The organism is Pseudoalteromonas sp. PS1M3 (assembly GCF_016865405.1).
GTDB lineage: Bacteria > Pseudomonadota > Gammaproteobacteria > Enterobacterales > Alteromonadaceae > Pseudoalteromonas > Pseudoalteromonas marina.
In genome coordinates, this window is the sequence record NZ_AP022624.1 from 94,339 (window position 1) to 119,935 (window position 25,597).

General features: G+C 40.5%; 24 protein-coding genes and 4 tRNA genes. 16 read left to right on the plus strand and 12 right to left on the minus strand.

Annotated features, from left to right (window positions below; translation table 11 throughout):
• Window positions 1-58: 58 nt before the first annotated feature.
• The 4 genes from PS1M3_RS00460 (at window position 59) to PS1M3_RS00475 (ending at window position 5,006) form a co-directional block, all read left to right on the plus strand.
• Entirely contained in the window at window positions 59-1,540 is a 1,482-nt protein-coding gene (locus tag PS1M3_RS00460; RefSeq protein ID WP_006793867.1) for an FMN-binding glutamate synthase family protein, read from the plus strand.
• 70 nt (window positions 1,541-1,610) lie between these two features.
• Window positions 1,611-2,753 (plus strand): methionine aminotransferase, encoded by a 1,143-nt coding sequence (locus PS1M3_RS00465; RefSeq protein ID WP_138739885.1) that lies wholly within the window; start codon window positions 1,611-1,613, stop codon window positions 2,751-2,753.
• Window positions 2,741-3,514: an amidohydrolase gene (locus tag PS1M3_RS00470; RefSeq protein WP_138739886.1), complete on the plus strand. Its 774-nt coding sequence runs from the start codon at window positions 2,741-2,743 to the stop codon at window positions 3,512-3,514. Before PS1M3_RS00465 ends, PS1M3_RS00470 begins: the two co-directional genes overlap by 13 nt.
• A gap of 76 nt (window positions 3,515-3,590) precedes the next feature.
• Window positions 3,591-5,006 (plus strand): mannose-1-phosphate guanylyltransferase/mannose-6-phosphate isomerase, encoded by a 1,416-nt coding sequence (locus tag PS1M3_RS00475; RefSeq protein ID WP_203985699.1) that lies wholly within the window; start codon window positions 3,591-3,593, stop codon window positions 5,004-5,006.
• Window positions 5,007-5,034: 28 nt separating this feature from the next.
• On the opposite strand, the gene PS1M3_RS00480 is transcribed toward PS1M3_RS00475, so the two are convergent.
• From PS1M3_RS00480 to PS1M3_RS00490, 3 genes are all read right to left on the minus strand, one after another.
• A complete protein-coding gene (locus tag PS1M3_RS00480; protein WP_138739888.1) occupies window positions 5,035-7,191 on the minus strand; it encodes an ATP-binding protein in 2,157 nt (718 codons plus the stop codon).
• Window positions 7,192-7,313: 122 nt separating this feature from the next.
• Complete coding sequence (locus PS1M3_RS00485; protein WP_008132268.1) at window positions 7,314-7,970, minus strand: response regulator transcription factor; 657 nt, start codon at window positions 7,968-7,970, stop codon at window positions 7,314-7,316.
• 196 nt (window positions 7,971-8,166) lie between these two features.
• Entirely contained in the window at window positions 8,167-8,538 is a 372-nt protein-coding gene (locus PS1M3_RS00490; RefSeq protein WP_006793873.1) for a histidine triad nucleotide-binding protein, read from the minus strand.
• Between the two features lie 92 nt (window positions 8,539-8,630).
• On the opposite strand from PS1M3_RS00490, the gene PS1M3_RS00495 reads away from it, so the two are divergent.
• Entirely contained in the window at window positions 8,631-9,233 is a 603-nt protein-coding gene (locus PS1M3_RS00495) for a DUF2057 domain-containing protein (protein WP_008132267.1), read from the plus strand.
• A 67-nt stretch (window positions 9,234-9,300) separates the two neighbouring features.
• On the opposite strand, the gene PS1M3_RS00500 is transcribed toward PS1M3_RS00495, so the two are convergent.
• A complete protein-coding gene (locus PS1M3_RS00500) occupies window positions 9,301-11,142 on the minus strand; it encodes a M1 family metallopeptidase (RefSeq protein ID WP_008132263.1) in 1,842 nt (613 codons plus the stop codon).
• A gap of 142 nt (window positions 11,143-11,284) precedes the next feature.
• On the opposite strand from PS1M3_RS00500, the gene murB reads away from it, so the two are divergent.
• From murB to tuf, 8 genes are all read left to right on the plus strand, one after another.
• A complete protein-coding gene (gene murB, locus PS1M3_RS00505) occupies window positions 11,285-12,295 on the plus strand; it encodes a UDP-N-acetylmuramate dehydrogenase (protein ID WP_008132262.1) in 1,011 nt (336 codons plus the stop codon).
• A complete protein-coding gene (gene birA, locus PS1M3_RS00510; RefSeq protein WP_008132261.1) occupies window positions 12,292-13,296 on the plus strand; it encodes a bifunctional biotin--[acetyl-CoA-carboxylase] ligase/biotin operon repressor BirA in 1,005 nt (334 codons plus the stop codon). Before murB ends, birA begins: the two co-directional genes overlap by 4 nt.
• Complete coding sequence (locus PS1M3_RS00515) at window positions 13,293-14,003, plus strand: type III pantothenate kinase (RefSeq protein WP_138739889.1); 711 nt, start codon at window positions 13,293-13,295, stop codon at window positions 14,001-14,003. Before birA ends, PS1M3_RS00515 begins: the two co-directional genes overlap by 4 nt.
• Before the next feature lie 126 nt (window positions 14,004-14,129).
• A tRNA-Thr gene (locus PS1M3_RS00520) sits at window positions 14,130-14,205 on the plus strand.
• A gap of 40 nt (window positions 14,206-14,245) precedes the next feature.
• Window positions 14,246-14,330 (plus strand) — tRNA-Tyr (locus PS1M3_RS00525).
• 45 nt (window positions 14,331-14,375) lie between these two features.
• Window positions 14,376-14,450, plus strand: a tRNA-Gly gene (locus PS1M3_RS00530).
• An 11-nt stretch (window positions 14,451-14,461) separates the two neighbouring features.
• Window positions 14,462-14,537 (plus strand) — tRNA-Thr (locus PS1M3_RS00535).
• 128 nt (window positions 14,538-14,665) lie between these two features.
• Window positions 14,666-15,850, plus strand: coding sequence for an elongation factor Tu (gene tuf, locus PS1M3_RS00540; protein WP_006791257.1), 1,185 nt, complete (start codon window positions 14,666-14,668; stop codon window positions 15,848-15,850).
• Between the two features lie 325 nt (window positions 15,851-16,175).
• Here tuf and PS1M3_RS00545 read toward each other — a convergent pair whose 3' ends face one another.
• The 3 genes from PS1M3_RS00545 to PS1M3_RS00555 all read right to left on the minus strand — a co-directional run bounded on the left by PS1M3_RS00545 (window position 16,176) and on the right by PS1M3_RS00555 (window position 18,681).
• Window positions 16,176-17,372: a dipeptidase gene (locus PS1M3_RS00545; RefSeq protein WP_203985704.1), complete on the minus strand. Its 1,197-nt coding sequence runs from the start codon at window positions 17,370-17,372 to the stop codon at window positions 16,176-16,178.
• A 64-nt stretch (window positions 17,373-17,436) separates the two neighbouring features.
• Window positions 17,437-17,691, minus strand: a complete 255-nt coding sequence (locus tag PS1M3_RS00550) for a YheU family protein (RefSeq protein WP_008126773.1) — start codon at window positions 17,689-17,691, stop codon at window positions 17,437-17,439.
• Between the two features lie 9 nt (window positions 17,692-17,700).
• Window positions 17,701-18,681: a hydrolase gene (locus PS1M3_RS00555; protein ID WP_008126771.1), complete on the minus strand. Its 981-nt coding sequence runs from the start codon at window positions 18,679-18,681 to the stop codon at window positions 17,701-17,703.
• Between the two features lie 722 nt (window positions 18,682-19,403).
• On the opposite strand from PS1M3_RS00555, the gene PS1M3_RS00560 reads away from it, so the two are divergent.
• Entirely contained in the window at window positions 19,404-19,790 is a 387-nt protein-coding gene (locus PS1M3_RS00560) for a hypothetical protein (RefSeq protein WP_008126769.1), read from the plus strand.
• Here PS1M3_RS00560 and PS1M3_RS00565 read toward each other — a convergent pair.
• Entirely contained in the window at window positions 19,787-20,209 is a 423-nt protein-coding gene (locus tag PS1M3_RS00565; protein WP_008126767.1) for a TIGR02444 family protein, read from the minus strand. The two genes, PS1M3_RS00560 and PS1M3_RS00565, sit on opposite strands and share 4 nt — an antisense overlap.
• A complete protein-coding gene (locus PS1M3_RS00570; protein WP_008126763.1) occupies window positions 20,193-22,115 on the minus strand; it encodes an ATP-binding cassette domain-containing protein in 1,923 nt (640 codons plus the stop codon). Before PS1M3_RS00570 ends, PS1M3_RS00565 begins: the two co-directional genes overlap by 17 nt.
• Window positions 22,116-22,247: 132 nt before the next feature.
• On the opposite strand from PS1M3_RS00570, the gene PS1M3_RS00575 reads away from it, so the two are divergent.
• Complete coding sequence (locus PS1M3_RS00575) at window positions 22,248-22,451, plus strand: YheV family putative zinc ribbon protein (RefSeq protein WP_010557786.1); 204 nt, start codon at window positions 22,248-22,250, stop codon at window positions 22,449-22,451.
• Window positions 22,452-22,481: 30 nt separating this feature from the next.
• On the opposite strand, the gene PS1M3_RS00580 is transcribed toward PS1M3_RS00575, so the two are convergent.
• Complete coding sequence (locus PS1M3_RS00580) at window positions 22,482-22,697, minus strand: SlyX family protein (protein ID WP_006793743.1); 216 nt, start codon at window positions 22,695-22,697, stop codon at window positions 22,482-22,484.
• Window positions 22,684-23,682, minus strand: coding sequence for a WD40 repeat domain-containing protein (locus tag PS1M3_RS00585; RefSeq protein ID WP_008126758.1), 999 nt, complete (start codon window positions 23,680-23,682; stop codon window positions 22,684-22,686). The genes PS1M3_RS00580 and PS1M3_RS00585 overlap by 14 nt, the downstream gene beginning before the upstream one ends.
• A 216-nt stretch (window positions 23,683-23,898) precedes the next feature.
• Between PS1M3_RS00585 and fkpA the strand changes: the two genes are divergently transcribed.
• Window positions 23,899-24,645, plus strand: coding sequence for an FKBP-type peptidyl-prolyl cis-trans isomerase (gene fkpA, locus PS1M3_RS00590; RefSeq protein ID WP_008126756.1), 747 nt, complete (start codon window positions 23,899-23,901; stop codon window positions 24,643-24,645).
• 71 nt (window positions 24,646-24,716) lie between these two features.
• Here the strand turns inward: fkpA and rsd are convergent, their stop codons facing one another.
• A complete protein-coding gene (gene rsd, locus PS1M3_RS00595) occupies window positions 24,717-25,187 on the minus strand; it encodes a sigma D regulator (protein ID WP_203985707.1) in 471 nt (156 codons plus the stop codon).
• Window positions 25,188-25,597 lie beyond the last annotated feature (410 nt).

A 25,597-nucleotide genomic window follows, 5' to 3' on the forward strand; every position in this document is an offset into this window, starting at 1 on the left:
AAAGTGTTATGTCATTTTGGATATAGCACTTTTTTATTTTTACAGCAGCGGATCACCAATGAACAACTTTATAATGTTTAGTATTGACGTATTTGCGAGTCTATTTATTGTTTTTTTAGGCTTATTAGTTTTAATTGTGGCTGTTTTTTATATCCGCGATGTTACACAAACAAAGCATGCAATTAGACGAAATTACCCTGTAATTGGACGCTTTAGGTATTTTTTTGAACGTCAAGGCGAGTTTTTTAGACAATACTTTTTTGCCCTCGACAGGGAAGAAATGCCTTTTAATCGTGCCGAACGTAGTTGGGTTTATCGCGCTGCAAAAAATGTAGACCGTACCGCGGCATTTGGATCTACACAAAGCTTAGAGGTCACAGGTACAGTAATGTTTATGAACTGCGCCTTCCCTACGCTTGATGAAGAAGCGCTTGCGCCAAGTGAAGTAACGCTTGGTCCCTATTGCCAAACACCTTATTCAACCAATTCTTTATTTAACGTATCGGGAATGAGCTTTGGTGCGCTATCTAAGCCCGCTGTGCGTGCTCTTTCTAAAGGGGCAAAGCTCGCTGGCTGTTGGATGAACACGGGTGAGGGGGGCTTGAGCCCTTATCATCTTGAAGGGGGGGCCGATTTAGTTTTTCAAATTGGTACTGCTAAATACGGGGTACGCGATGAAAATGGCCAGCTCAGTATCGAAAAACTCAAACAGATTGCAGCACACGAGCAGGTTAAAATGTTTGAGCTTAAAATGAGTCAAGGTGCTAAACCCGGTAAGGGAGGCATGCTTCCTGGGCGCAAAGTGAATGCTGAAATAGCAAAAATACGCGGTATTCCTGAGGGCGAAGATTCTATTAGTCCCAATGGGCACCCTGAAATTAAAAACCCCAGTGATATTCTCGATATGATTGCGACGGTACGAAATACCACAGGTAAACCAACCGGCTTTAAGGCTGTTATTGGTGCGTATGGCTGGTTAGAAACCTTATTTGCTGAAATAAATCACCGTGGTATTGAGTCGGCTCCTGATTTTATTACCATTGATAGTGCTGACGGTGGAACCGGCGCTGCTCCTCAGCCCTTAATGGATTCTGTGGGATTACCACTTCGTGAAAGTTTACCGCTAGTAGTCAATATGCTTGAAAAACACGGACTGCGTGATCGCGTTAAAATCATTGTTTCGGGTAAGCTTATTGTGCCTTCTAAGGTTGCTTGGGCGTTAGCGCTTGGGGCCGATTTTGTTGTGTCGGCTCGCGGACATATGTTTGCATTAGGGTGTATTCAAGCAATGCAATGTAACAAAGATTCTTGCCCAACCGGTATTACTACTCATAACGAACGCTTGCAGCGCGGTTTAAACGTTGCGGATAAAGCGCAGCGAGTGGCTAACTACAATAAGTATATTCACTATGGCGCGGGGCTTATTGCTCACTCATGCGGTGTAACAAGTGCACGAGAGCTTAAACGCGAACATGTGCGTATAGTTCAAGAAAGTGGCCTTTCGGAGCCATTAGATAAAATTTACGAAAATTATAAGTAGGTTAAAATAAACAGATGTAATAGGTGCGTGTTTATTTTGAGTGGTTCCAAAAATGAAGTAAGGAAAGCGTGTGTTCAATAGTAAATTACCTGACGTTGGTGTGAGTATATTTAGCCAAATGAGTGAGCTGGCGAATCAGTTCTCTGCAATTAACCTTTCGCAGGGGTTTCCTGAGTTCGACACACCAAACTTTTTAAAAAGTCAGATTACTCATTATGTTCAACATGGTGTTAATCAATATTCTCCTTCAAGTGGTGTACCTAAATTACAGCAGCAAATTGCAAGTTTAATACAAAAAAAATACGCTACAGAGCTTAATGCTGCAAAGCAAATAACCATCACATCGGGGGCAACCGAAGCTCTTTTTGTTGCCATTCAAACAATAGTTCGCCCAAACGACGAAGTCATCGTATTTGACCCAGCTTATGACGCTTATAAACCCGCGATTGAGCTTGCAGGCGGGAGGTCCGTACATATGGCATTAAAGGCCCCCGACTATACGATTAACTGGCGTACGGTAGAGCAAAAAATTACAAAGCACACCCGCGCTATTGTTATAAATACGCCTCATAATCCAACCGCTAAAGTGATAACTCAGCAAGACATTACAGAGCTTAAAAGGTTGGTTGGTACTTACAAGCTATATATTGTAAGCGATGAGGTATATGAGCATATTACACTTGATGAGCAACCACATTTAAGTGTATTACGAGATAAAGAACTGTTAGCTCAAAGTTTTGTTATTTCGAGCTTTGGTAAAACATTTCATTGTACAGGTTGGAAAATGGGTTATTGCATTGCCCCTGAACATTTAGCGAGCGAGTTTAGAAAAATTCATCAATATGTGACCTTTTCTAGCTTCACACCTGCTCAGCATGCATTGGCCGACATGTTAGAACAACAAAGCGAGCATGTAGATTCGCTCAGTGATTTTTATCAACAAAAGCGCGATTTACTTATACGTCATTTACTCGGCAGTCGATTTACAGTTTTACCAAGCCAAGGAACCTACTTTTTATTGCTAGATTATAGTGATGTATCTGATTTAAACGATGTTGAATTTTGCCATTGGCTAGTTGAGCAAGCAGGTGTTGCGGCAATACCTTTAAGTGTTTTTTATCAAACGCCACCGGGTGATAAAGTTATCCGCTTATGTTTTGCAAAAAATAATGAAACCCTAAAAGAGGCAGCCCATATTTTATGTCAACTTTAACGCTTACATTGGTGCAAAGCTCTCTTCACTGGCTTGATAAAAGCGCTAATTTAGCGATGCTTGATAAGCAGCTAGAGGCGCTAACAGAAAAGCCTGACCTTATTTTATTACCTGAAACATTTGCCACTGGCTTTGCTATAAACCTTGACTGCGCGGAGCCAGAAAATGGCTTGGTGCTTACGTGGTTAAAACAACAAGCAAAAAAACATAATGCAGTGATTGCTGGATCGGTGCTGGTGGCGCAAGGTAATAAAAAAGCCAACCGCTTTTATTGGGTAAAAGCATGTGGTGAAGTGAGCTATTACGATAAACGCCATCTATTTCGCTTAGGAAATGAGGGAGACTATGTACTAGCAGGAAGTGAGCGAAAAGTGTTTGAAATTAATGGCTTTAAACTATTACCGCAGGTGTGCTACGACCTGCGTTTTCCGGTGTTTCAGCGCAATAAAAATGACTACGACATAATGGTAAATGTAGCAAATTGGCCAGCGGTGCGACGCCCCGTTTGGGATACATTATTGGCAGCTCGTGCAATAGAGAATTTATGTTATGTGGTAGGGGTTAACCGTATAGGCGACGATGGCAATGGTGTTGCTCACAATGGTGGCACTGCAGTTTATAATTTTAAGGGAGAGGCATTAGCTAAGGCGGCCGATAACACAGAGCAGTTAGTAACAGTGACACTTGAAAAAAAACATTTAGAGACCTTTAAAGCGGCTTTCCCTGCTTATTTAGATGCTGATACGTTTACTCTGACTTAAATCATCTTCACATAGCACTAAACATATTAAGTGTTAAAATAGACGCTATTACATTGATTGGCGGCTAATTAGCAATATGAACACTTTAATCACTCCTGTTATTTTAGCTGGTGGTATTGGCTCTAGGTTGTGGCCTTTGTCGCGCCAAGCAATGCCTAAGCAATTTTTGCCACTATTGAATAATGAAAACTCATTATTGCAAAATACATTAAATCGCGTCTCTGGGGCTGAGTTTTCACAGCCAATTTTAGTGTGTAATGAACAGCACCGATTTATTGCTAAAGAGCAAAGTAGTGCAGCTAAAGTGTTTGGGTTAATACTAGAGCCTACAGGTAAAAATACGGCTCCTGCTATTGCACTTGCTGCCCATTACGCAATTCAAAGTGGGCTTAAAGGTCCTATGTTGGTGATGCCTGCTGATCATCATATAAAGGATTTTTCTCCGCTAACATCACAAATAAACGATGCTGTAACACTGGCAGAGCAAGGAAAGTTGGTTACTTTTTCAATTACACCTTCAATGGCCCACACTGGGTTTGGGTATATAAAGCAAGGCAGTAAAATTTCAGGCTCAAACTGTTTTGAAGTGGCCGAGTTTAAAGAAAAGCCAAACCTAGCTACGGCGCAAAAATACTTAGCTGAAGGCGGTTATAGTTGGAATAGCGGCATGTTTTTATTTACGCCACGTGCTTATTTAAATGAGCTTGAACGTTTTGCGCCAAAAATAGCGCACAGCGTGAAGGTGGCTTCTCATTTTTCACATGACTTAGGTTTTACTAGGCCCGATAGTGAACCGCTTGAGTTTTGCCCAAGTGACTCAATTGATTATGCTATTTTAGAGCGTAGTAACAATGTTGCTGTTATGCCTGTAGCACTTAAATGGAATGATGTGGGCAGCTTTAGTGCGCTTGCTAGCCTGAGCAAAAAAGATAGTTATGGCAACAACAAAAGCGAAAACCATACGGCACAAAACAGTACCAATAATTTTGTTATTAGCGAACACGACCATAGTATCGCTACGCTTGGTGTAAGTGATTTAGCCATTATTCACACCCACGACGCCACACTGGTTGCCGATAAAAATAAGCTCGATGGCTTACCTTTATTACTTAAACAATTAGCACTGAGCCAAAGCGATAAACTCAACCACCATCAGGTTGTGTATCGTCCATGGGGTAGCTATCGCACATTAGTTGAGGGCGCTGGTTTTAAAGTAAAAAAAATAACTGTAAATACTGGCGCTAAGCTCTCAACGCAGCGCCATCAGCACCGTGCAGAGCATTGGGTTATTGTATCTGGGGTGGCAGATGTGCGTATTGACGACCAAGTATTAATGCTCACCCAAGATCAATCTTGTTATATTGCCGCTAAACAACTACATAGCTTAGCGAATAACCAGCAAGTGCCGTTAATTGTTATTGAGGTACAAACGGGTGCCATACTTGATGAAAATGACATTGAGCGATTTAATGATATATACGGAAGGTATTAAGCTGCTTTACTTTTAAAAGTAAACCGCCTTAGCCTAATTCACTACGCACAAACTTTAAGTATTTCTCAAGGCTGCGTTGCCACAGGTCAAGTGCCTCATCAAGCATGCCATTATGAGGCTTATTGTCGAGTAGGCGGCGCTCAATTTTTTTAAGTTCCATGCCGTAACGATTAAACCCTAATTGCAATGCAGTACTTGCTTGGCGGTGTAAAAGTTTAATGCACTGTTCAGGATGCTGGTCTATTAAGTCTTGGCAGCGTATCAGCTTATTACGAGCAGAGAGTACAAACTCATTATAAATAGACGATACCTCATCCTCACTAAACGAGCTGGCGAGTGTTTCAATAGCTGTCTTATCGTACAGAGTATCTATAAGTTCTACTGCAATATTAGTGGTTTGATTTGATTGAGAATCGCTTAATGCCTGGCGCAGTTTTTGGTGTTTAATTGGCTTACCAACAATGTCCTTTATACCCAACGCTAAATACTCTTTAACTTCATCAGGGCTTAAACTCGCAGTAAAGGCGAGTACAGGTGTACGCTGGTTTTTGTGATCAAGGCGTTTAAGGCGTTTAAGAACTTCTTGACCTGTTAAATCGGGTAGATTCATATCAAGTAAGACGACGTCAAAATGATGAGCTTGCATTAACTCAATGGCACTTTTACCGTCTTTAGCGAGCTTAATTTTGTGTTCGTCGTCGGCCATAAACTCAATAGCAATTTTTTGGTTTAAGTCTAAATCTTCCACCAAAAGAACATCTAGCCCTGTTAAATAATCTTTTGTTTGATGGCGTTGCTCTACAAGGCTTAACTCACCCAGCGCAAAAGTAATCGTAAAGCTAAACACACTACCAGTGCCCAGTTGACTAGAAATTTCAAGGCGGCTACCGAGTTTTTCTAATAAGCGACTGGTAATTGCAAGTCCAAGACCGGTGCCGCCCTTTTCCTTGCCTGCACTACTTTGTACATAAGGCTCTGTTAAGTAGGCAATTTCTTCATTTTCGATACCTGGGCCTGAATCTTTAACACTCACTTTTATAGTGTGTTCTAGTTGTTTTTCTAAAACTAAATCAACTTGAATTTTTACTACGCCACGGTCAGTAAATTTAATAGCATTACCAACTAAGTTAATAATTATTTGTCGAAGCTTTTGCTGGTCACAGTAGTAGCATGCTTGTTCAGGAATATTACATATAAGCTCAAATTTAAGCTGTTTTTGTTCTGCTAATGGGCTGAGCAATAAACATAAGTTATTTAGCCATGTTTTAAATTCAATATCTTCTTCATAAAGGGCTTCGTCACTTTGGTCTAGACTCGCATATTCAAGTACTTTATCGACCAGTAGGTTTAGTGATTCGGCAGAATTAATAATTGCTTCGCAATAGGCTTTGCTATGCGTATCGCTTGTTTGGTTCATGACCAATTGTGCACTACCTAAAATACCATTGAGTGGTGTACGTATTTCGTGACTAATAGTCGATAAAAATAGCCCTCGTATTTCTAAATCTTTCTGCGCTTTATCGGCGAGCGTATTGAGGTGATGCTCTCGGCGTTCATTACATAACAGTGCCATACCAGCGGCATAGAACATAGGTGCAATGATGCCATTTAAGAATAATACAGTGCTAAACCAACTGCTTGAGACGAGATCTTTTTGCTCAATTTCATTCATAAAAATTGAACGCGCAATAAAGGCTAACACCACGAGTGTTAAAATTGTAATGTATACAATACTGCCGTTGGGGTAAGGTTTACGAGCGTACTTTATAAATATAAACAGTAAAAAAAAGGCTTCTGAAATATGTTGTAGGTCGGATGCGATAACACGACCAGCTAAAGAAGGATCAAAAAAACTATAATAACCAAATACCATTGCACTAAATGCGGTCACTGAACAAAGAAGCTTAAATCCAGGTCCGCGATAATCTAAAAATTGACTAATAGCAAAACAGTGCACAATAGAGGCTGCAAACATTAAGCTACACGCTGCATTTATAACAAGTAAGTTATGTGAGCTACTTACAAGCGAAAATGCAACGACAGCACATAGCATCAATACTGGATAAAAAATGTATATCAGTGTCCCTGGGGTTTGCTTATTGGTTCGCCAAGTTAAAATATTCAAAAAAGTCATGACGACAATAACGGCTATGCTGGCAAAATATAAAGTGTATGAGTCAAGCATGGGTTTTCCAGCAGGTGATTTTGATTAGATTAATTAAAAATTATAAACTTAACAAGCGCTTATATTAAATACAAAAACAGACACCTAAGTGTCTGTTTTTGTATTTCAGTCGAAGTCAGCGTTTAGCGAATTTCGTCTGGTATATTTTGCTGTGCCCACGACAAAAGCTCAATACGGTTACGACACTTGGTCTTTCTAAATGCGCTGTATAAATGAGTTTTTACAGTGTGTGGGCTAATGCTAAGTTCTTCAGCAATTTCTTTGTTTTTAGAACCGTTACTCATTAATGAAATAATCGCTTTTTCTCGCTTAGTAAGTTTGACAGGTTCAATATCGCCCTCTGTAAGCTTGTGAAGTGCGTCTTTATTAAACTGCAACATGCGATTTAATGCATTACACATGATGTCGCGACGATACCAAAGCTGATCTTCTAATAAGAGTCGAATACCTTTCATTAGCACATCTGCATTATCGGTCGTGTAAAATACACCACGAATACCGCTGAGTAGTGCTCGATTAGCAAGCTCTGGGTTTTCATCTAAGTTAAATAATATGATATCGCACTTAACACGAAGGTTTACTAGTTGTTCTTTTAATTTTCCCCACGCGTCATTGCTAGATGTTTCAATAAAAAGTAAGCGAGTCCCTTCAGGTGTATCCAATATATTAGTACCTGTTGTTACGTCTAGTCCTTGCGTTTTTAGCAATGGCTCTAATACGTTAATACCAATAGTATTAATTGGATCTTTATCTAATAACAAAAAGGCAGAACTGCTCATGTTTTTATACTCTTTTATAAAGCTGACTGATTAAGTTTATCACGATTCCCACACCTTTAGTATTAGAAAACCGCTATCGTACTTAAAAACAAGTACAATTTTATGATTATTTAAACATAAAATGTTGCAAATAAGTAATTGTTTTTTAATTTATAGGAACACATGCTTTTACATAGCATGTAGTAACTGAGCTTAATTAAGCGATTTCTTTTTTATTATCTTGATAAGGAGGCCACCCCATTTGCTTACCGGCAAGCATGTGAAGATGGATATGATAGACGGTTTGTCCGCCATGATCGTTGCAGTTCATAACAACACGGTAGCCGTCATCACTAAAGTTATGTTCTTTTGCAAGCTTAGCGGCCACCACATACAAGTTACCTACTAAATGTGCGTTATCATCATTTATATGATTTATGGTAGGAATTGCAATTTTTGGGATAATTAACACATGAAAAGGAGCTTGAGGGTTTATATCTTCAAACGCGAGAGTATTTTCGTCCTCGTAAATTATGTTTGCTGGGATCTCGCGGTTGATTATTTTTGTAAAGATAGTCTCTTGGCTCATTGTGTGTTCCTTATCAAGTGGTATGAAATTTAGATTCACTAATGACAAATTTTCAAAGCAGTGTCAAACTCAAATCAACCAAAGGAGTTAATATGCGTAAATCAGTGTTAATGAGCAGTGTAGCTGCATTGCTATTTAGTGTATCGAGTATGGCAGAAAATATTCACTTTCCTGAAGAGTTTGTGCCGTTGCAAGTCGGTGAGCGAATAATAGAAAGCTCTTTGTTTAGCCGTGTAGAAGATTTAGAGCTAGCGCCGGGGTCGTATCGGCTAAAGCTCAAGTATACCGACTTATACGATGAAGATTACGATATGCATGAGGTGGTTGAGTCAGAGCCTTTTTGGGTTGATATTACAATTGAGGCGGGTACAGATTATACCTTGGTATTTAATCGTGCTGAAAATGCAGTAGCGGCTAAAGTATTTGCTCAATCGCCCATGGTAAGTTTAAAAGCAAAAGGCAGTGCGTTAGCTGCGCCTTTGAGTGTTGTCTCTAATAATCAACTTGCTAGCGAAGCGACTGTTAGAACTATGCGAGAAGCACCAGCGGGTCCAGAAAAGCCAAGTAGGCCAATTAAACCTATTGCGCCTATTACAGGCAAAGGCATGCCAAGTGCGGCGCAAATGCTCGACTTTTGGTGGCAGCAAGCAACAGTTGCTGAGCGCAAAGCTTTTTTAGAAAAAGTAACAAACTAAGCTATTTAAAATAAGCATTAAAAAAGGGCCAAATTAGGCCCTTTTAGTTGTTACTTTACATTATTTATTATTCAAATAATGCGTCAATAGTGCCTTGTGCTAGTGGGTGGTATCCGGGACGTGCTTTTAAGTAAACACTCTGCGCCCAGTCTTTCTTACCGTTAGTGATAAGTGATTTGTACAGCGGCACAATTAGCTTACGACGACCAATACCTGATAAATGCGCATCAAGTGCAGGGTAAATTGGCTGATAACCGTTGCCTACTGCTAGCATATACCATGCAAATGCACGTTCTGAGTTGGTTGACTGCGTTAAGTTAAACTCGTCATCTAACTCAGTCATTTTTTCAATGCTTAAATCGCGTGGTAAGTTATTTAAAAAGTGCAACCACTCGTGTACTGTCCAGTTTGCTGTAGGTAACTGAGCAGCAGTTTTTGCGCCTTGTAACCAGGCTGTGGTTGCAGTATCAACCTTATCGAACGCATCAGAGGTAGGGTTAGGGGCATCTGTTGGTAAACCTGGCTCAAAAATCCACTCGTTCACTTTATCCATGCTAACAATACCTGGGTACCTGTTAATTAAATTAGCTTCAATATAGGTAACAAATTGTGCAGTCGTTAACGATTTAAAAGCAAACTCGTCAAAATAAGTTTTTACGAAAGGGTCAAACTTGTCACGACCAAACTTGTTTTCCAAGTAAATTAAGAATAATTGACCTTTAGTGTATGGTACCGAGCTAAACGCATCGTCTGGATCACGACCATTAAGCTTTAAGTTAAGGCGTGTGTCTGGCGCGTCAATGGTTTTAAGCTGTGCGCGAAGACCTGCTGCATCGAGTGCTTGCTCCATAACGGCACGGTCGCGGCCAAACACTTCTTCCATAATACGGTTTTCAACGTATGAGGTAAAACCTTCGTTTAACCATAAATCTTCCCACGTCGCATTAGTCACTAAGTTACCAGACCAAGAGTGAGCAAGCTCATGCGCAATAAGGTTAACTAAGCTTTTATCGCCTGCAACAACGGTAGGGGTAATAAACGATAAACGTGGATTTTCCATGCCACCAAACGGAAAGCTTGGCGGAAGCATGAGTAAGTCGTAACGGCCCCAAGCATAGTCGCCATACATGGCATTGGTTTTATCGATCATGGCTTGCGTGTCGTTAAATTCGGCAACAGAGGCTTCTAAAATTTCAGGCTCTGCAAATATACCCGTCTGATGAGACATTGCTTTAAATTCTAGGTTACCTGCACCAATGGCAATTAGGTATGGCGAAATAGCTTGCGGCATTTCAAAATGGTAGTCGCCATCTTTATAAAGCGCGTCTTTGTTGTCTGCGCTCATAACCGCACGAATATCTTTAGGTGTGGTAATTCGTGCAGAGTAGGTTACACGCATTGCTGGAGTGTCTTGTACGGGTAACCAACTACGGGCATGAATCGCTTGCGATTGGCTATACATAAACGGGTGCGTTTTACTGGCAGTTTGCGTAGGTGTTAACCATTGTAGACCAGATGCTTCTGGGCGACTGTTATAATAAATACGCACTATTTTAGCTTGGCTTTTAAATTCAATAGTAAGCTTTGAGCCTTTAACATCATCACGATTCGCTAAAGTGAATTTAGCTTTGTGCCAGCTGCCTGTTTGTGTTTGATACATTACTTTATCAATGTCTAAGTCGCGGGTATCAAGCACTAGTTTTTTGCTTTTGCTGTTATTCCATTTAAGCGTATGCTCAACAAAGCCTTCTAATTGCTTGTCGTCAAAATCGACATCTAAATCAAGGCTAAGGTGAGTTGTAACAACATCGTCAAGATTGGCGTATGAGTTTTGATCAACCGCATTCGCCATTGCTTGCGAACACATACCTGCCATAGCGAGGCTTAAAAAGAGAGGTTTAATTTTCATAATTACCCTGAACACAAATAAAAAGTGCAGGTTTTATATCACGATTGGCTGGGTGGGTTGAGCAATTTTTACAATCTGATGCGCATTTTGCGACGATGAGGTAAACTATTACGATTAGTTAACGGTTTATCTTGAGAGCTTTGTGGCGTACGCATTACACCCTTTACACACCTTTGCATTACATAATCAATGCCAAAATTTAGTTAAAATTACTCACCTTGAGCAACTTTATACTCAAAGCTTTTCGTCACCATTTTGTTTGTTGGGGGAGGGGAGTAATACCATTTTTTTAAACGACTACCACGGTACAGTTATTAAAATGGCCACCAAAGGGATTACTATTACACCCCGTGAAACCGATACTTTAATAAGCGTTGCCGCTGGTGAAAATTGGCACGCGTTAGTAAGTTATTTGCTTGATAAAAACTTACCAGGGCTTGAAAACTTAGCACTTATACCTGGTACAGTTGGGGCGTCACCTGTACAAAATATTGGAGCCTACGGTGTTGAGCTTTCTAAGTTTGTAGAGTCGGTTGAGTACTTTGACATACACAGCAAGAAACTTGTTTGTTTGACTAACGCGCAATGTGAGTTTGGCTACCGCGACTCTGTATTTAAACATGGACTAAAAAATAAAGCCGTTATCACACGGGTATTACTAGCATTGCCAAAGCAATGGCAACCTGTACTGAGTTATGGGCCATTAAAACAGCTAACAAACGTGACACCACGCGCCGTATTTGAACACGTTATTCAAACTCGTAATAGTAAACTGCCAGATCCATACACGTTACCAAATGCGGGCAGTTTTTTTAAAAACCCGATAATTACCAATCAACAGTTAACAACGTTGTTAAAGCAGTTTCCTGATGCGCCTTATTACGCCTATGGGCAAAGTGAGCATAAGGTAGCTGCGGGTTGGCTAATCGATAACGCAAATCTTAAAGGTTATCGCGTAGCGGGTATTGAGGTTCATAGACAACAAGCACTGGTATTGGTTAATCATGGTAACAGCGAAGGCGAAGACTTGATTGCTATGATCACGCATATTCAGCATGTTGTGTATTCGCGTTACAACATACTGCTTGAGCATGAAGTACGGTTAATAAACACAACCGATGAATGCTACATACAAGGAGACGTTACACAGTGAAAGCACCCGATGGCAATAAACTCGCTATATTGAAAGCGTTAAATCAACCCGGTTTTGTATCTGGTCAAGCGCTAGGTGAGCAACTCGGTATTAGTCGCGCGGCAGTGAGCAAACACATAAATAGCTTACAAGTTATGGGCTTAGATATTTTTAAAGTAACAGGTAAAGGCTATAGCTTAAATAACCACGCTGGGCTTTTAAATCAAACCAAAATACAGCAGTATTTTAATCAATTAACTAGCCAGTTAAAGTCACAGTCAGTGAACGTAGAAGTACATCCTTTAATTGACTCAACCAATTCCGAACTTATGAGGCGGATACAAGCTAAAACAGCGCTTGAGTCGGGTACCGTGATTGTGGCTGAAATGCAGCAGGCTGGCCGAGGACGACGAGGCCGTGTTTGGCAGTCACCGTTTGGTGCAAACCTTTATTACAGCTACTTTTGGCGTTTAGATGATGGCCTTCAAGCAGCTATGGGGGTGTCGATTGCGGTCGGATTAGCGGTATACGATACAATTAAAGCGCTTTACGACATAGAGTTAGAGCTTAAGTGGCCAAATGATATTTACCTAAATAAACAAAAACTTGCTGGTGTACTTGTTGAGCTAGATGGGCAGCCGCAAGGGCCGTGTCAGTTAGTGTTAGGAATTGGTATTAATTTGCAAATGCCACAGAGCTTTAGTCAACACATAGATCAAGCATGGACAGATCTAAGCCAGCATACCCAGCAGCTAGATAAAAACGAGCTGGTGGCATCACTCACCTACCACTTAGAGCACCGGTTAGATCAGTATCGTAAAAGTGGGTTACACACAATGCACGAGCAATGGAATTCGCTTAATGCATTTGCGGGTGAGTGCGTAGAGTTAAATACAGGCCATAGAAGTTGGTGGGGAATATGCGAAGGAATTGACCCTCAAGGTGGGATTCGTATTCGCCAAGACGGCGAGGTAAAAAGCTATTATGGCGGTGAAATATCACTGAGAAAGGCACAGCTATGAGATTACTCATTGATGTAGGTAACACATCTTTAAAAGCAGTTCTTTGGCACAATCAGCAGGCACAACCAGCAGATTTAAATAATTTACCCTGGCTGCAAATAACAGAAGTTGTATACGCTTGTGTAGGGCGAAGTGACTTACTTAATAAATTATTAGCCCAAGCTGCTAAGCATGATATAGCATGTTATGAAGCAACGGTGACTAAAACACTTCAAGGATTAAGCTGCGCATACGAGCAAGTAAATAACCTAGGCATAGACAGATGGCTTGCACTTATTGCTGGTTTTACATTGCACCCTAACCAAGCATGTATAGTGGTTGATGCTGGTACCGCCACAACGATTGATGTGTTAACCAGTGAAGGCCACCATTTAGGTGGATGGATTTTACCTGGGCTCGATTTAATGACGTCATCGCTGACACAAAACACCCAACGAGTATTTGACGACGAAAAAACCCCCTTTGAGAATCAATTAGGGAAAAATACACCTAACGGTTTAAAAAATGGTGCGTTGGTTGCGACCATCGGGGCGGTGGAACAAGCTAAATTACACTTAGGCGTGCAAAATAGCACAAAAACAGTACAAATTGTTTTTGCTGGTGGTTATGGCGCACTGTTACAGCAACAATTTGAAGGTAGTATTTTTGATTCTTTATTAGTAATGAAAGGTTTAAATTTTTGGCGAGATTTAAGCAAAACAAGCTAAAAATAGAAAAATCAGCGACTTTTGCATGAATATTGAACATTTAACCAATAAAATCGCATTTTTTTTAATTTTATTGTTGCATCCCAATAAACCTTACTCTAATATCTCGCCCCGTACTAAAGCAGTGCCGACTTAGCTCAGCTGGTAGAGCAACTGACTTGTAATCAGTAGGTCAACCGTTCGACTCGGTTAGTCGGCACCACTTTCCTTTTACCGAAAGTGAATTAGTAGAGAATTATCGTGGAGGGGTTCCCGAGCGGCCAAAGGGATCAGACTGTAAATCTGACGGCTCAGCCTTCGCTGGTTCGAATCCAGCTCCCTCCACCACTTTATTCTTGACGGTTAGAGGTAGATTAAGAACAGATTCCTAACGCGGGCATCGTATAATGGCTATTACCTCAGCCTTCCAAGCTGATGATGCGGGTTCGATTCCCGCTGCCCGCTCCAGTTCTTGTGTTGCTGATATAGCTCAGTTGGTAGAGCGCACCCTTGGTAAGGGTGAGGTCGGCAGTTCGACTCTGCCTATCAGCACCAGTCTTAAGAATCTTCTTGATTACTTCCTTTATCTGTCAGAAAATACTATTTGAAAAAATTAACTTAATCTACCTTCGGTGGATTATTTTCATATGTAATCTAGATACACAAAACTGATAGGTTCCGTCATGGCAAAAGAAAAGTTTGAACGCGTAAAACCGCACGTAAACGTTGGTACAATCGGCCACGTTGACCACGGTAAAACTACACTAACTGCAGCAATCACTAACGTACTTGCAAAAGTATACGGCGGTGTTGCTAAAGATTTCGCATCAATCGATAACGCTCCAGAAGAGCGCGAGCGTGGTATCACAATCTCAACTTCACACGTTGAGTACGACACACCAACTCGTCACTACGCACACGTAGATTGTCCTGGTCACGCCGATTATGTTAAAAACATGATCACTGGTGCTGCACAAATGGACGGCGCTATCTTAGTAGTAGCTGCGACTGATGGCCCAATGCCACAAACGCGTGAGCACATCCTTCTTTCTCGTCAGGTTGGCGTACCTTACATCATCGTATTCATGAACAAATGTGACATGGTTGATGACGAAGAGCTACTTGAACTAGTAGAAATGGAAGTTCGTGAACTTCTTTCTGAGTACGATTTCCCAGGTGACGACTTACCACTAATTCAAGGTTCTGCACTTAAAGCACTTGAAGGCGAGAAGCAATGGGAAGACAAGATTGTAGAGCTTGCAGAAGCACTAGATTCTTACATCCCAGAGCCAGAGCGTGACATCGATAAGCCATTCATCATGCCTATCGAAGACGTTTTCTCAATCCAAGGTCGTGGTACTGTTGTAACTGGTCGTGTTGAAGCCGGTATCATCAACGTGAATGACGAAGTTGAAATCGTTGGTATCAAAGAGACTACTAAGTCTACTTGTACTGGTGTTGAAATGTTCCGTAAGCTTCTTGACGAAGGTCGTGCTGGTGAGAACATTGGTGCACTACTACGTGGTACTAAGCGTGAAGACGTTGAACGTGGTCAAGTACTAGCTAAGCCTGGTTCAATCAACCCACACACTACATTCACTTCAGAAGTATACGTACTTTCTAAAGATGAAGGTGGTCGTCATACTCCATTCTTCAAAGGTTACCGTCCACAGTTCTACTTCCGTACAACTGACGTAACTGGTGACGTACAGTTACCAGAAGGCGTAGAAATGGTAATGCCTGGTGATAACATCAAGATGACAGTAACTCTAATCGCACCAATCGCGATGGATGAAGGTCTTCGTTTTGCTATCCGTGAAGGTGGCCGTACTGTAGGTGCTGGTGTTGTAGCAACTATCGTAGAGTAATAATTAACGTTTAAGTTAATTAATACTAAAAAAACCCGAGCTTAGTCTCGGGTTTTTTAATGCCTGCAATTTGCCTCACGTGAAGGTGGCGCTCTTACCTTAAGCGTAGGTGCTTTGTAGCAACGTTCAATGAGTGATAGTTAACGTTTAAGTTAATTAATACTAAAAGACCCGAGCTTAGTCTCGGGTTTTTTAATGCCTAAAGAAAAGTGTTTCGTTTTCAGCTATTAGTAGCTTGGTGTTAAATTATACTTAACACATAAAAAAGCACGACTTTAAGCCGTGCTATTAATTAAACTTTTTGATAACTGACAAATTTTACAGCTTAGTGTTTTTTGGCATATGCTTCAGCTTGCTTCCATACTCTTAGTGTATTGCCACTTAGTATTTTTTTTATGTCGCCATCGCTGTAGCCTCTATCCATAAGGCCTTGTACTAAGTTTGGATAACTAGACACATCCTTCAAGCCAATAGGTAACGAATCGCCAACACCGTCGTAATCAGAGCCAATGCCAACATAATCAATGCCAATCAACTCTACAACGTGATCAATATGATCAAGCACTTGTTCAAGGCTGGCAAAAGGGTACGGATTTTTAGCGCGATAAGCCGCATCAAAATTATTACTTAACTTAGTGCCTTGTTCTTTAGCAGACTCTTTTGTACTTTTTAGTTGCTTACCCCATGCACCTGCTTTTGCTGTAACAAAGCTTGAACCAAAGTTAATTTGAATCACACCACCGTTCTTTTTAAGGGCTAATAGCATATCGTCATTCATATTACGCTCAAAACCCGGAGTGTATTTACGAAGCGATGAATGTGAGGCAATAACAGGAGTTTTAGACAATTCCATTACCTGATAAAACGCATCATCTGAGATATGCGACACATCTATTAACATACCCATATTATTCATTGCAGTGACCAGCTCTTTACCAAAGGGGCTTAAGCCTTTCCATTTACGGCGAATATCGTAAGATGAGTCAGAAATATGATTACTTTGTGAGTGAGCAAGAGTGATATAACGTACGCCACGGTCAAAAAAGTGCTGAAGGTTTTTTAAGTCACCTTCAATAGGAGAGCCGTTTTCCATTCCCATAGCAATAGACAATTTGCCATCTTTAAATTGTTGCTCTATGTCGTTTGTAGAGCTTGCCATTGCAAATTTAGCGGGCGCGCGTTGTGCAATCGCTTCCATCCCATCAATTAACTGATTTGCTAATTGATAGCTTTTACCTTTTCCTTCAAACTCTAAATGAGCAGGAATATAAATCGACATGAATGGCGCGTTTAAGCCACCTTTTACTGCGCGAGGATAATCAAAATCGCCATCCTGAGTCGCTTTAGTTACATCAGCCCACGTATCGTGAATACGGTAAGGTACATCAATGTGGGTGTCGATTAAAATAGTGTCTTTGGCAAGTTTAACCGCTTTGTCTGACGCGCTAACAGGTTGCTCTGCAAAGGCTTGGTTTGTTAAAGCTAGTGATACGGCTACCACTAGAGTGCTGAGTTTTATCATGTTTTGGCTCTTTGGGTAAAAAGCCATTGTGTACGCTCAGCTAAAAAGTTACAAGTATTACACTCTAATCATACGACGCTTGTTGGTGCTCTTCACTTTGCAGTGCTTTAAATTCACTCTTTGAGATGATAGTGACCGATTCGTGCAGCTCAGAAAAAAACACCATGGCTTCGCCGCTTTTTAATTGTTGATTTACCTGCGCTACTTTACTTTCAATACTAAACTCTTGCTCGCCATAATCAGTGCCTTCACGCAGTACATAGCTTTCTATTAAATTGTATAGTGTGTCTTTATCAAGTTGTTCAAAAGGGATAATCATTACTGCTTGTTACTCGTTTTTGTTTATTATGTGTTGGCCAAAATAGCTGGGTACGGCTTTTTCTAACCAAAAAATGGGTTTAAACGGATTACTACCGCTAATAAATCCAACGTGCCCACCTTTTTCAGAGACGCACAGGGTAACATCTTCACTCACATCTTGCTTGCTAGGCACTGCTTTAATCGACAGCATTGGGTCGTCTTTCGCATGAATGATTAAGGTAGGTACAGCAATATGTTTTAAGTAGGGCATAGCACTGGCTTGACGATAATAATCATGTGCATTCTCAAAGCCATGCAAAGGGGCTGTTATATGGTTATCAAATTCTAATAAATCATTAATGTCCATTAATTCATCAGTTGTAATGGGTATTTGCTGCTTAATTTGAGGCAACTTGCGCTGCATCGATTTTTTCATACGATCGAGCAAATACTTTTGATAAATTTTACCCAAGCTTTTGCGTATTACATCACTTGATGATGATAAATCATACGGTGCTGATATAACGGCTGCTGCATTTAATGGGCATCGCTGGGCTTGCTCACCTAAATATTTTGCCAATACATTACCACCTAACGAAAAGCCAACCGCAAATAAAGGCCTGTTTGGAAACTGTAGTTTTAAGTGATTAATAAAAAAAGCTAAGTCGTCTGTGTCACCACTGTGGTATGCACGGGGAAGGCGGTTAACTTCTGTTGAGCAGTTTCTAAAATGCATGAGTACAACGGCATACCCTTGCTTTTTTAGCGCTTTCATCATGCCTTTGGCATAAAAGCTATTAATATTGCCTTCAAGGCCATGCAATACAATGGCAAGTGGAGCATTTTCGTTATGCGGAAGTGACCATGCAAGCTCAATAAAATCACCGTCGGGTGTATCAAGCTGTTCTAATTCGTAGCGAGTATTATGAAAAGGGCGGAAAAAACGCGGCATTATGGTTTGAACGTGACGATTGGTCATCCACCATGCGGGTTTAAACTTATGAGTCATGTTTATACTACACACTTTGCAAAAACGAAGCGTTAGTGTATCAAAAAGAATAAAAAGCGCCTAATTAATAACTAATTAGGCGCTTTGTGCGTCGTGCTTAATTTTTTAATGTTGTTCTTTCAGATCAGCGTCGTGTACTTTTTTCATGAAAAAATACACAAAAAATAGGCATAAACTAATAACGACGCCTAAAAAGCCAAATGATAAAAATAACACTGGGTCGCTAAAAAAATCTCTAAAGAATACGTCCATAATTGCCTCCTGATGTCTATGGGGTAATCATAGGTCTATTTTTGCAGCTCTGAACTGATCCAGATCAAGCTATTTTCCTGATTATTAAAAGAGTCGTAAAGAAGTTGATTTGGATCAAATAGGTTGGCTAGAGCATAGCGAAACCCAACGAGAATTAATGATAAAAAGCAGTTTCAAGGTAATGAATTACTGTAGGTCGTCATTTATGGCGATAATTTTTATTGTAAGTTTGCTGAGCTAAATCACGGCTTTGTTTTTCTCTTAAAGCGAAGCGCCTCTATGCCTCATTGTGAGTCAGTTATTTAAATAGTTTTTTGCACAAAGAGAGAATGAGAAGTAAATGAGGGGAATGCAAAATTTATTCGCAGCTAAAGCTGGTTCCTACAAGCTTAGTAGCAATAACATCTGCTTGGGCTTATAATTTTTCTTTATAGCTTTATTTTTATACCTAGTAATAATGGTGGTAGGCATTGAACATTACACGGATAGTTAAATACACTTTAGTGATTATGCTGCTGCAAATTGCCTTATCGACATTACTTAATACTGTTGTTGGTTTTGAGCGCTATGCATCATCGAGGCTTGGCGATTACATTCTTATTGCAATCATGCCTTCTAGTGTTTTATCTTTTTTACTATACGGTGTAATGGCATATCGCAGTGATAATTATGCTTGGCGATATACATTTTATGTTTACTTTTTAGGCTCTTTGCTTGGTACAGTAACTGTCTCATTGATATTGCAAGAGTTTTACTTTTTCAGTGAGACTTCCATTATAGAGTTGCCTGTTTCATTGTTAGTTATTACTTTAGCAACCCTAACAGGGTTGCAGTTGCAGCAAAAAACGAATGCTTAAAGCTCTCCAACATATAGCATTACATTAGTGGTCCTCGAATCAGGCTCTAATGTTAAAGTATTCACTTTTTCTACTAACATCTGTTGTTGTTGTTTCTCGAGCTTGAGCTCAGTACTGAGCAGCTCTTTACGAATTACAGCGTAATCTGCAATCTCGGTTTGATTTGCTTTTAGATAGACGCGTGTAGCACGAAGGGGCTTCAGTACCTGCTGGTCAAATTCACAAATTGATTGTTCAAGCTTGTTTAGCTGAGTTTGACTAACTGCTAGCTTGAGAGAGTCTAGGTAATACAGTAACAAACACAGGTTTACATTTTTACCTTGCTGGTTTTGATAATCCAACAGACGCGTTTGCATGTCACCTTTGCTATAAAGGTCACACGCAAACTGCCAAAAGTCGTCTTTATTGAGCAAGTTCATCGGCAAAGGCCTGTTCTTTTTCTTCCATTTCTTCAAGCGCCATAAGTAACTCTTCTTCAATATCGTTAAGTTTAGGCGTAAGCGTGGCTTGCTTAGCAATTAACTCTTTTAACCGGGCTTTGTTGTCATCGTTGTAGAGCTCGTTATCGCCAAGTGCAACTTCCACTTCGCTGAGCTCTGCGGTGTGTTTGTCGAGCTGCTTTTCAAGTTTCTCAATTTGCTTTTTAAGCGGTTGAATGGCTTTTCTAAATTCAGCCTCTAAGCGCTTTTGCTCTTTTCTATTAACCCCTGAGTTTGCTTTTGGCTCATCGGCCTGCTCCGATTTAGTAGCCGCTTTATTAGCATTAAGAAGCCATTGGTAATAATCGTCAAGTTCGTAGCCAAATTGGGTTACTTCACCGCTGTCTACAAGGTAAAACTCATCGGCGGTGTTTTTCAGCATGTGGCGGTCATGCGATACGGTAACCATAGCGCCTTCAAAGCCTTGCAGGGCCATAACAAGTGCATGGCGCATTTCTAAGTCAAGGTGGTTGGTAGGCTCATCGAGTAGCAGTAAATTTGGTTTTTGATATACCAGCATAGCCAGCACTAAACGGGCTTTTTCTCCACCTGAAAACGGTGCTACAGGCTCAAGCGCTTTATCGCCAATAAAGGCAAAACCGCCTAAAAAGTCACGTAGCGATTGTTCGCTAGCCTTAGGATTTAAACGTTGTAAATGTGTAATTGCGCTGGCTTTTAAGTCAAGGGATTCAAGCTGGTGCTGTGCAAAGTAGCCAATATTAAGGCCTTGGTGCTGAAATACATCCCCTGCTTGTGGTTTTAAGTCGCCGGCAAGTAATTTAATTAATGTGGATTTACCTGCGCCATTTCTACCAAGCAGTGCAATACGGCTGCCAGGTACTAAGTTCAGCTTAATACTATTTAAAATAGTTACGTCGCCATACCCGGCTTGAGCTTTGTCGAGCGTCATGAGTGGGTTTGGTAGCGCTAATGGCTCTGCAAACTCAAAATTAAATGGTGAGTCGGCATGTGCAGGGGCAAGCTTTTCCATACGTTCAAGAGCTTTAACACGGCTTTGCGCCTGTTTAGCTTTACTGGCTTTTGCTTTAAAGCGAGTAATAAACTGCTCTAGGTGGGCAATTTGCTCTTGCTGTTTTTCGAACATGGCTTGCTGTTGTAATAAACGCTCTGCTTTTTGGCGTTCAAACTGCGAGTAGTTACCTTTGTATACATTGATAAGTTGTTTATCTATGTGCCAAATTTGATCAACCACTGCATCTAAAAACTCGCGGTCGTGCGATATAAGTACCAATGTGCCTGTATAGGCACGTAAAAAGCGTTCAAGCCAATATACGGCATCTAAATCAAGGTGGTTTGTTGGTTCATCGAGTAATAGTAAATCAGCGTTTCGAATAAGTGCTTGGGCAAGGTTTAAACGCATGCGCCACCCCCCCGAAAACGCACTAACAGGGTTTTCTATTTGGTTATTAGCAAAGCCTAACCCATGCAACAGCTCGCCAGCTTGCGATTCAATGCTGTAGCCTTTCATGTTTTCTAGCTGAATATGCACTTTGGCTTGAGTATCGCCATCGTTATTTTGTTCTGCTTCTCTCAGCGCAATACGCAGCGCGTAGTATTCAGGGTGTCCTTGCAATACATAATCAATCGCGCTTATTTCGAGGGCAGGGGTTTCTTGTTTAACCGAAGCAATAGACCAATCTTTAGGAATACTGCAATTACCAGCATCAAGTTGCAATTCAGATTTTAGTAAACCAAATAAGGTTGATTTTCCACAGCCATTGGCGCCCACAAGGCCTACTTTGTGCTCTGGAAATAACGTAGCTGATGCATTTTTTAATAAGGCTGTTCCGCCACGAAGGAGTTCTATTTCTGATATTTGGATCATGAATGCGTTACTTTACTGTACCCTTGTTAAGTTGGCGCTATCATACCATAGAACTTAATGCGCTTATCAAGCGTATCAACAAGTGATGTTATACGATAAAATAGTTGTAGTTCAAACCACAGGAAAAATGTTGTGAGACAAAAGAAGCGATTTATTGCTGGTGCATCGTGCCCTGACTGCAAAGCCATGGATACAATGATGCTTTACAGAGAACATGATGTTGAAAAAGTAGAGTGTGTTGAGTGTGGGCATAAAATGTCACAACCAGAGAACGCTGTTCAGGCGTCAACTCGCCAATTTGAGCAAGTCATTGGTGTGTTTAAACCGGGCGACTAACCCGGTTTTTATTGCTTAGGTACACACCTTTTAGTAATGCGGAGGCGGTGGCTCTGGCATATTAGACATCATAGAAGGCGAGGTTTGCGCTTCTTTAATTTTTTCTGCCAGCAGTTCTGTTTGGCGTTTCATTTTAGCTAGCATTTGCTGGTGCACTTTGATCTCATCGTTTAAGATTTCAATCGTTTCATCTTGAAAAGCCACTTTGGCTTCAAGTTCCATTACGCGGTGTTCAATTGTGTTCATTAGTGTCTCGTATAATAAATCGCTCTGCGATACCGCTGGAGCTTTCGGTTAACAACGACTTATCGTTATCTATAAATGCCACATCAAGCACAACGGCCGATTTTGGTTTACTGCCTTCTCGCGGCGTAACTTGCCACGTTTGAATTTTTTCACCGCTTGATATTTGCCATAAATCAACTCGCTTATTAGGCGAACCCGTTGCCAGCAATGTGCCTTGCTCGTTAAAGCGCACGGCGGTAAAAATTTTCTGACGCGCAATATACGCCAGTTTACTCACAAGATCACCTGTAGTCAGTTTCCATACATGTGCTTGTGCCATACTGTCGGCGGTAAATGCAAAGCGACCTTGTGGATCAAGGGTTACCTGAGTAACACGAGTTGGGTGGCTAAAGCGATGAATAACTTGGCCTGTATTGGTATCCCAAAAATAGGCAACATAGTCGTTAGAGCCGCTTAATGCATAACGTCCGTTTGGCGCCAAATCAACGGTGTTAACTTTATCTTGATGGCCTAAAAACTCAATGCGACGTCCAGTTTCAAGGTTTAAAAATACAACCACGCCGTCGCTTCTGCCGTATAAAACACTGCGGCCTTGGTTACTAATGGCAATATCTCGAATCGTGGCTTTTTGTATTTTGTAGTAGCCTTTGTTTTCGCCAGTGCTGATATCCCACACTGCGAAAGTTGTTTTTTCTGCGGTAACCGCCACGCTGTTATCAAAGGCAATAGCAAGGCTGTAAACTAAGTTGTCTTGAGATTGCTGCTGAAACCATTGGTATTTTAAAACGTGCTGTTGATTATCCCACAGCGCGACCCCATGGTTGATAGAAGAGATTAAACTGTACTTTCCATCGTGAGAGAGAGCTGACGAAAATGCACCTTGTGCGGTATGCTCAAAGCTTTCTACCGATTGATTTTTTTTATCGGTACAGGCAATGGCTAAAAAACAGCTAAAAACGATTAAAAAAGTACGAAATATCGACATCTTACAGGTATTTCCTCTTAACTCTTAGTGACTGAGAGGTTAGACTAGGTGCGTTAAATGCCTAGGTTGTTTGTCTAATCACTGGATATATATTTCTAAGTTTAGCTAACAATACAGACTTTAGTTATTAAACAAACAGCCTACCATGTAGGGCGTTAATCTTTAACTAGTAATATTACAATAAATGACAACTGCAAAGTATGTCGGAGATTTAAAATGAAAAAGACGATTAGATTGTCATTGATTGCAGCGTCGGTTTTAGCGCTTACAGCTTGTAATCAAGAAGCAAAAAAAGAGCAAGCTGAAGTAACATTAGACACTGTAGAGCAACAACAAGCATACGGTATTGGTGCTTCTGTAGGTAATTTTTTAAATAAAGACCTAGCAGACAAATCTGAAATTGGCATTGAGCTAGACCAAGCGCTATTAATTCGTGGTTTTGAAGATGCACTTGCTGGCAATGCAAAAATTGACGAAGAAAAAATTCGTGAAGTGTTAACAGCTTTAGATACCTCAGTACGCACTAAGCAAGAAGAAAAAGCAAAAGTTGAGTCTGAAAAAAGCAAAGCGGCAGGTGTTCAATACCTAGCTGATAACGCTAAAAAAGAAGGCGTAACAGTAACTGAGTCTGGCCTACAATACGAAGTATTAAGCGAAGGCGAAGGCGAAAAGCCAGCAGCAACAGACGTTGTTAAAGTACATTACAAAGGTACTTTATTAGACGGCACTGAGTTTGATAGCTCATACGCACGTAACGAACCAACTACATTCCCACTTAATCGCGTAATTGCTGGTTGGACGGAAGGTTTACAACTTATGCCTGTAGGGTCTAAGTACAAGTTTACTATTCCTTCAGAGCTTGCTTACGGCGATCGTGACCTTGGTAAAATTCCAGCTAATTCAACACTTGTTTTTGAAGTTGAATTACTAGAAATTCAAAATGCAGAAGCACCTGCAGAATAAGCCAAGCTTAAAACGTAAAAAGGGACCTTAGGGTCCCTTTTTTAATTCGTGTAACTTAATTAAATCTTAATTTAATCAGTATGATTAGAAAACAGGTTATCAATCAGTTCATCTTCAAGCTCAAAACGAAGCTCTAATGACTCACCAATAACTGAAAGATCGTTATCAAACCCTTCTAATAAGTCTTCTTTATCTACTTCAGCGTACTTGTCATTAAAATCAAGTGCGACATCGGTGGTGCTTGAAATACGCGGATAAATTGAGTTTGCAAGCTTTTGGCTCTCTAAGCCCTTTTTTTCACAGGCTTTAGCAATATCATCGTACACTTCAAAATGCCCTGCAGAGAGGTAATCCATAAGGAGTTGGCAAAAAGACTGTATTTGTTCAGGCTCTGGTAGCGCGTGATCTTTTTTATCATAAGGCGCAAACCCTGCAATCTTGCAATACAGTACAATAAGTTCTTGGCGTTCATTAAGCCAGTTATCGATTACTGTATGGCTACCACCCCATTTCTGTTGAGCTTTTTCTACACGCGTCAGCATAACTGTTCTCCTAAGCTGGGTTGGTTTTTAGTTACATTCGTTTTTATGTACATCAAGATATATTTAATTTGCGTGTATATCAACAAGTAATGCAGATGTTGTAAACGTGCAGAAGAATTATTTATTGAAAGGCTAAACATTTTATTGCAGGCAAGAAAAAACCACCGGTTAAGGTGGTCTAATTTCTTCAAGTGGCTTGTTATAACAAGCTTTCTTATTTTTATTAAATGATTTTTATTGTTATTATTTAAAACTTTTTATTTTTATTGTTTTAATAATTTATTATTGTTTTTGTTAACGCGGGAAAGACAATACCAAGGTTTTTGTTATGTTGCAAACATATTAACAAAAAGTTTTAAATGTTAGTGTTTTTTGCCTAATTTATAATCAAAATGGATTAAAACCATCAA

Coding starts and splice junctions, on each gene's coding strand:
- tuf (WP_006791257.1), top strand. CDS start 14,666: ATGGCAAAAGAAAAGTTTGAACGCGTAAAACCGCACGTAAACGTTGGT.
- PS1M3_RS00565 (WP_008126767.1), bottom strand. CDS start 20,209: ATGAACTTGCTCAATAAAGACGACTTTTGGCAGTTTGCGTGTGACCTT.
- PS1M3_RS00585 (WP_008126758.1), bottom strand. CDS start 23,682: ATGTCGATATTTCGTACTTTTTTAATCGTTTTTAGCTGTTTTTTAGCC.
- PS1M3_RS00470 (WP_138739886.1), top strand. CDS start 2,741: ATGTCAACTTTAACGCTTACATTGGTGCAAAGCTCTCTTCACTGGCTT.
- PS1M3_RS00495 (WP_008132267.1), top strand. CDS start 8,631: ATGCGTAAATCAGTGTTAATGAGCAGTGTAGCTGCATTGCTATTTAGT.
- PS1M3_RS00570 (WP_008126763.1), bottom strand. CDS start 22,115: ATGATCCAAATATCAGAAATAGAACTCCTTCGTGGCGGAACAGCCTTA.
- PS1M3_RS00485 (WP_008132268.1), bottom strand. CDS start 7,970: ATGAGCAGTTCTGCCTTTTTGTTATTAGATAAAGATCCAATTAATACT.
- PS1M3_RS00490 (WP_006793873.1), bottom strand. CDS start 8,538: ATGAGCCAAGAGACTATCTTTACAAAAATAATCAACCGCGAGATCCCA.
- PS1M3_RS00545 (WP_203985704.1), bottom strand. CDS start 17,372: ATGATAAAACTCAGCACTCTAGTGGTAGCCGTATCACTAGCTTTAACA.
- rsd (WP_203985707.1), bottom strand. CDS start 25,187: ATGCTGACGCGTGTAGAAAAAGCTCAACAGAAATGGGGTGGTAGCCAT.
- PS1M3_RS00550 (WP_008126773.1), bottom strand. CDS start 17,691: ATGATTATCCCTTTTGAACAACTTGATAAAGACACACTATACAATTTA.
- PS1M3_RS00475 (WP_203985699.1), top strand. CDS start 3,591: ATGAACACTTTAATCACTCCTGTTATTTTAGCTGGTGGTATTGGCTCT.
- PS1M3_RS00500 (WP_008132263.1), bottom strand. CDS start 11,142: ATGAAAATTAAACCTCTCTTTTTAAGCCTCGCTATGGCAGGTATGTGT.
- PS1M3_RS00460 (WP_006793867.1), top strand. CDS start 59: ATGAACAACTTTATAATGTTTAGTATTGACGTATTTGCGAGTCTATTT.
- PS1M3_RS00515 (WP_138739889.1), top strand. CDS start 13,293: ATGAGATTACTCATTGATGTAGGTAACACATCTTTAAAAGCAGTTCTT.
- fkpA (WP_008126756.1), top strand. CDS start 23,899: ATGAAAAAGACGATTAGATTGTCATTGATTGCAGCGTCGGTTTTAGCG.
- PS1M3_RS00580 (WP_006793743.1), bottom strand. CDS start 22,697: ATGAACACAATTGAACACCGCGTAATGGAACTTGAAGCCAAAGTGGCT.
- PS1M3_RS00555 (WP_008126771.1), bottom strand. CDS start 18,681: ATGACTCATAAGTTTAAACCCGCATGGTGGATGACCAATCGTCACGTT.
- PS1M3_RS00480 (WP_138739888.1), bottom strand. CDS start 7,191: ATGCTTGACTCATACACTTTATATTTTGCCAGCATAGCCGTTATTGTC.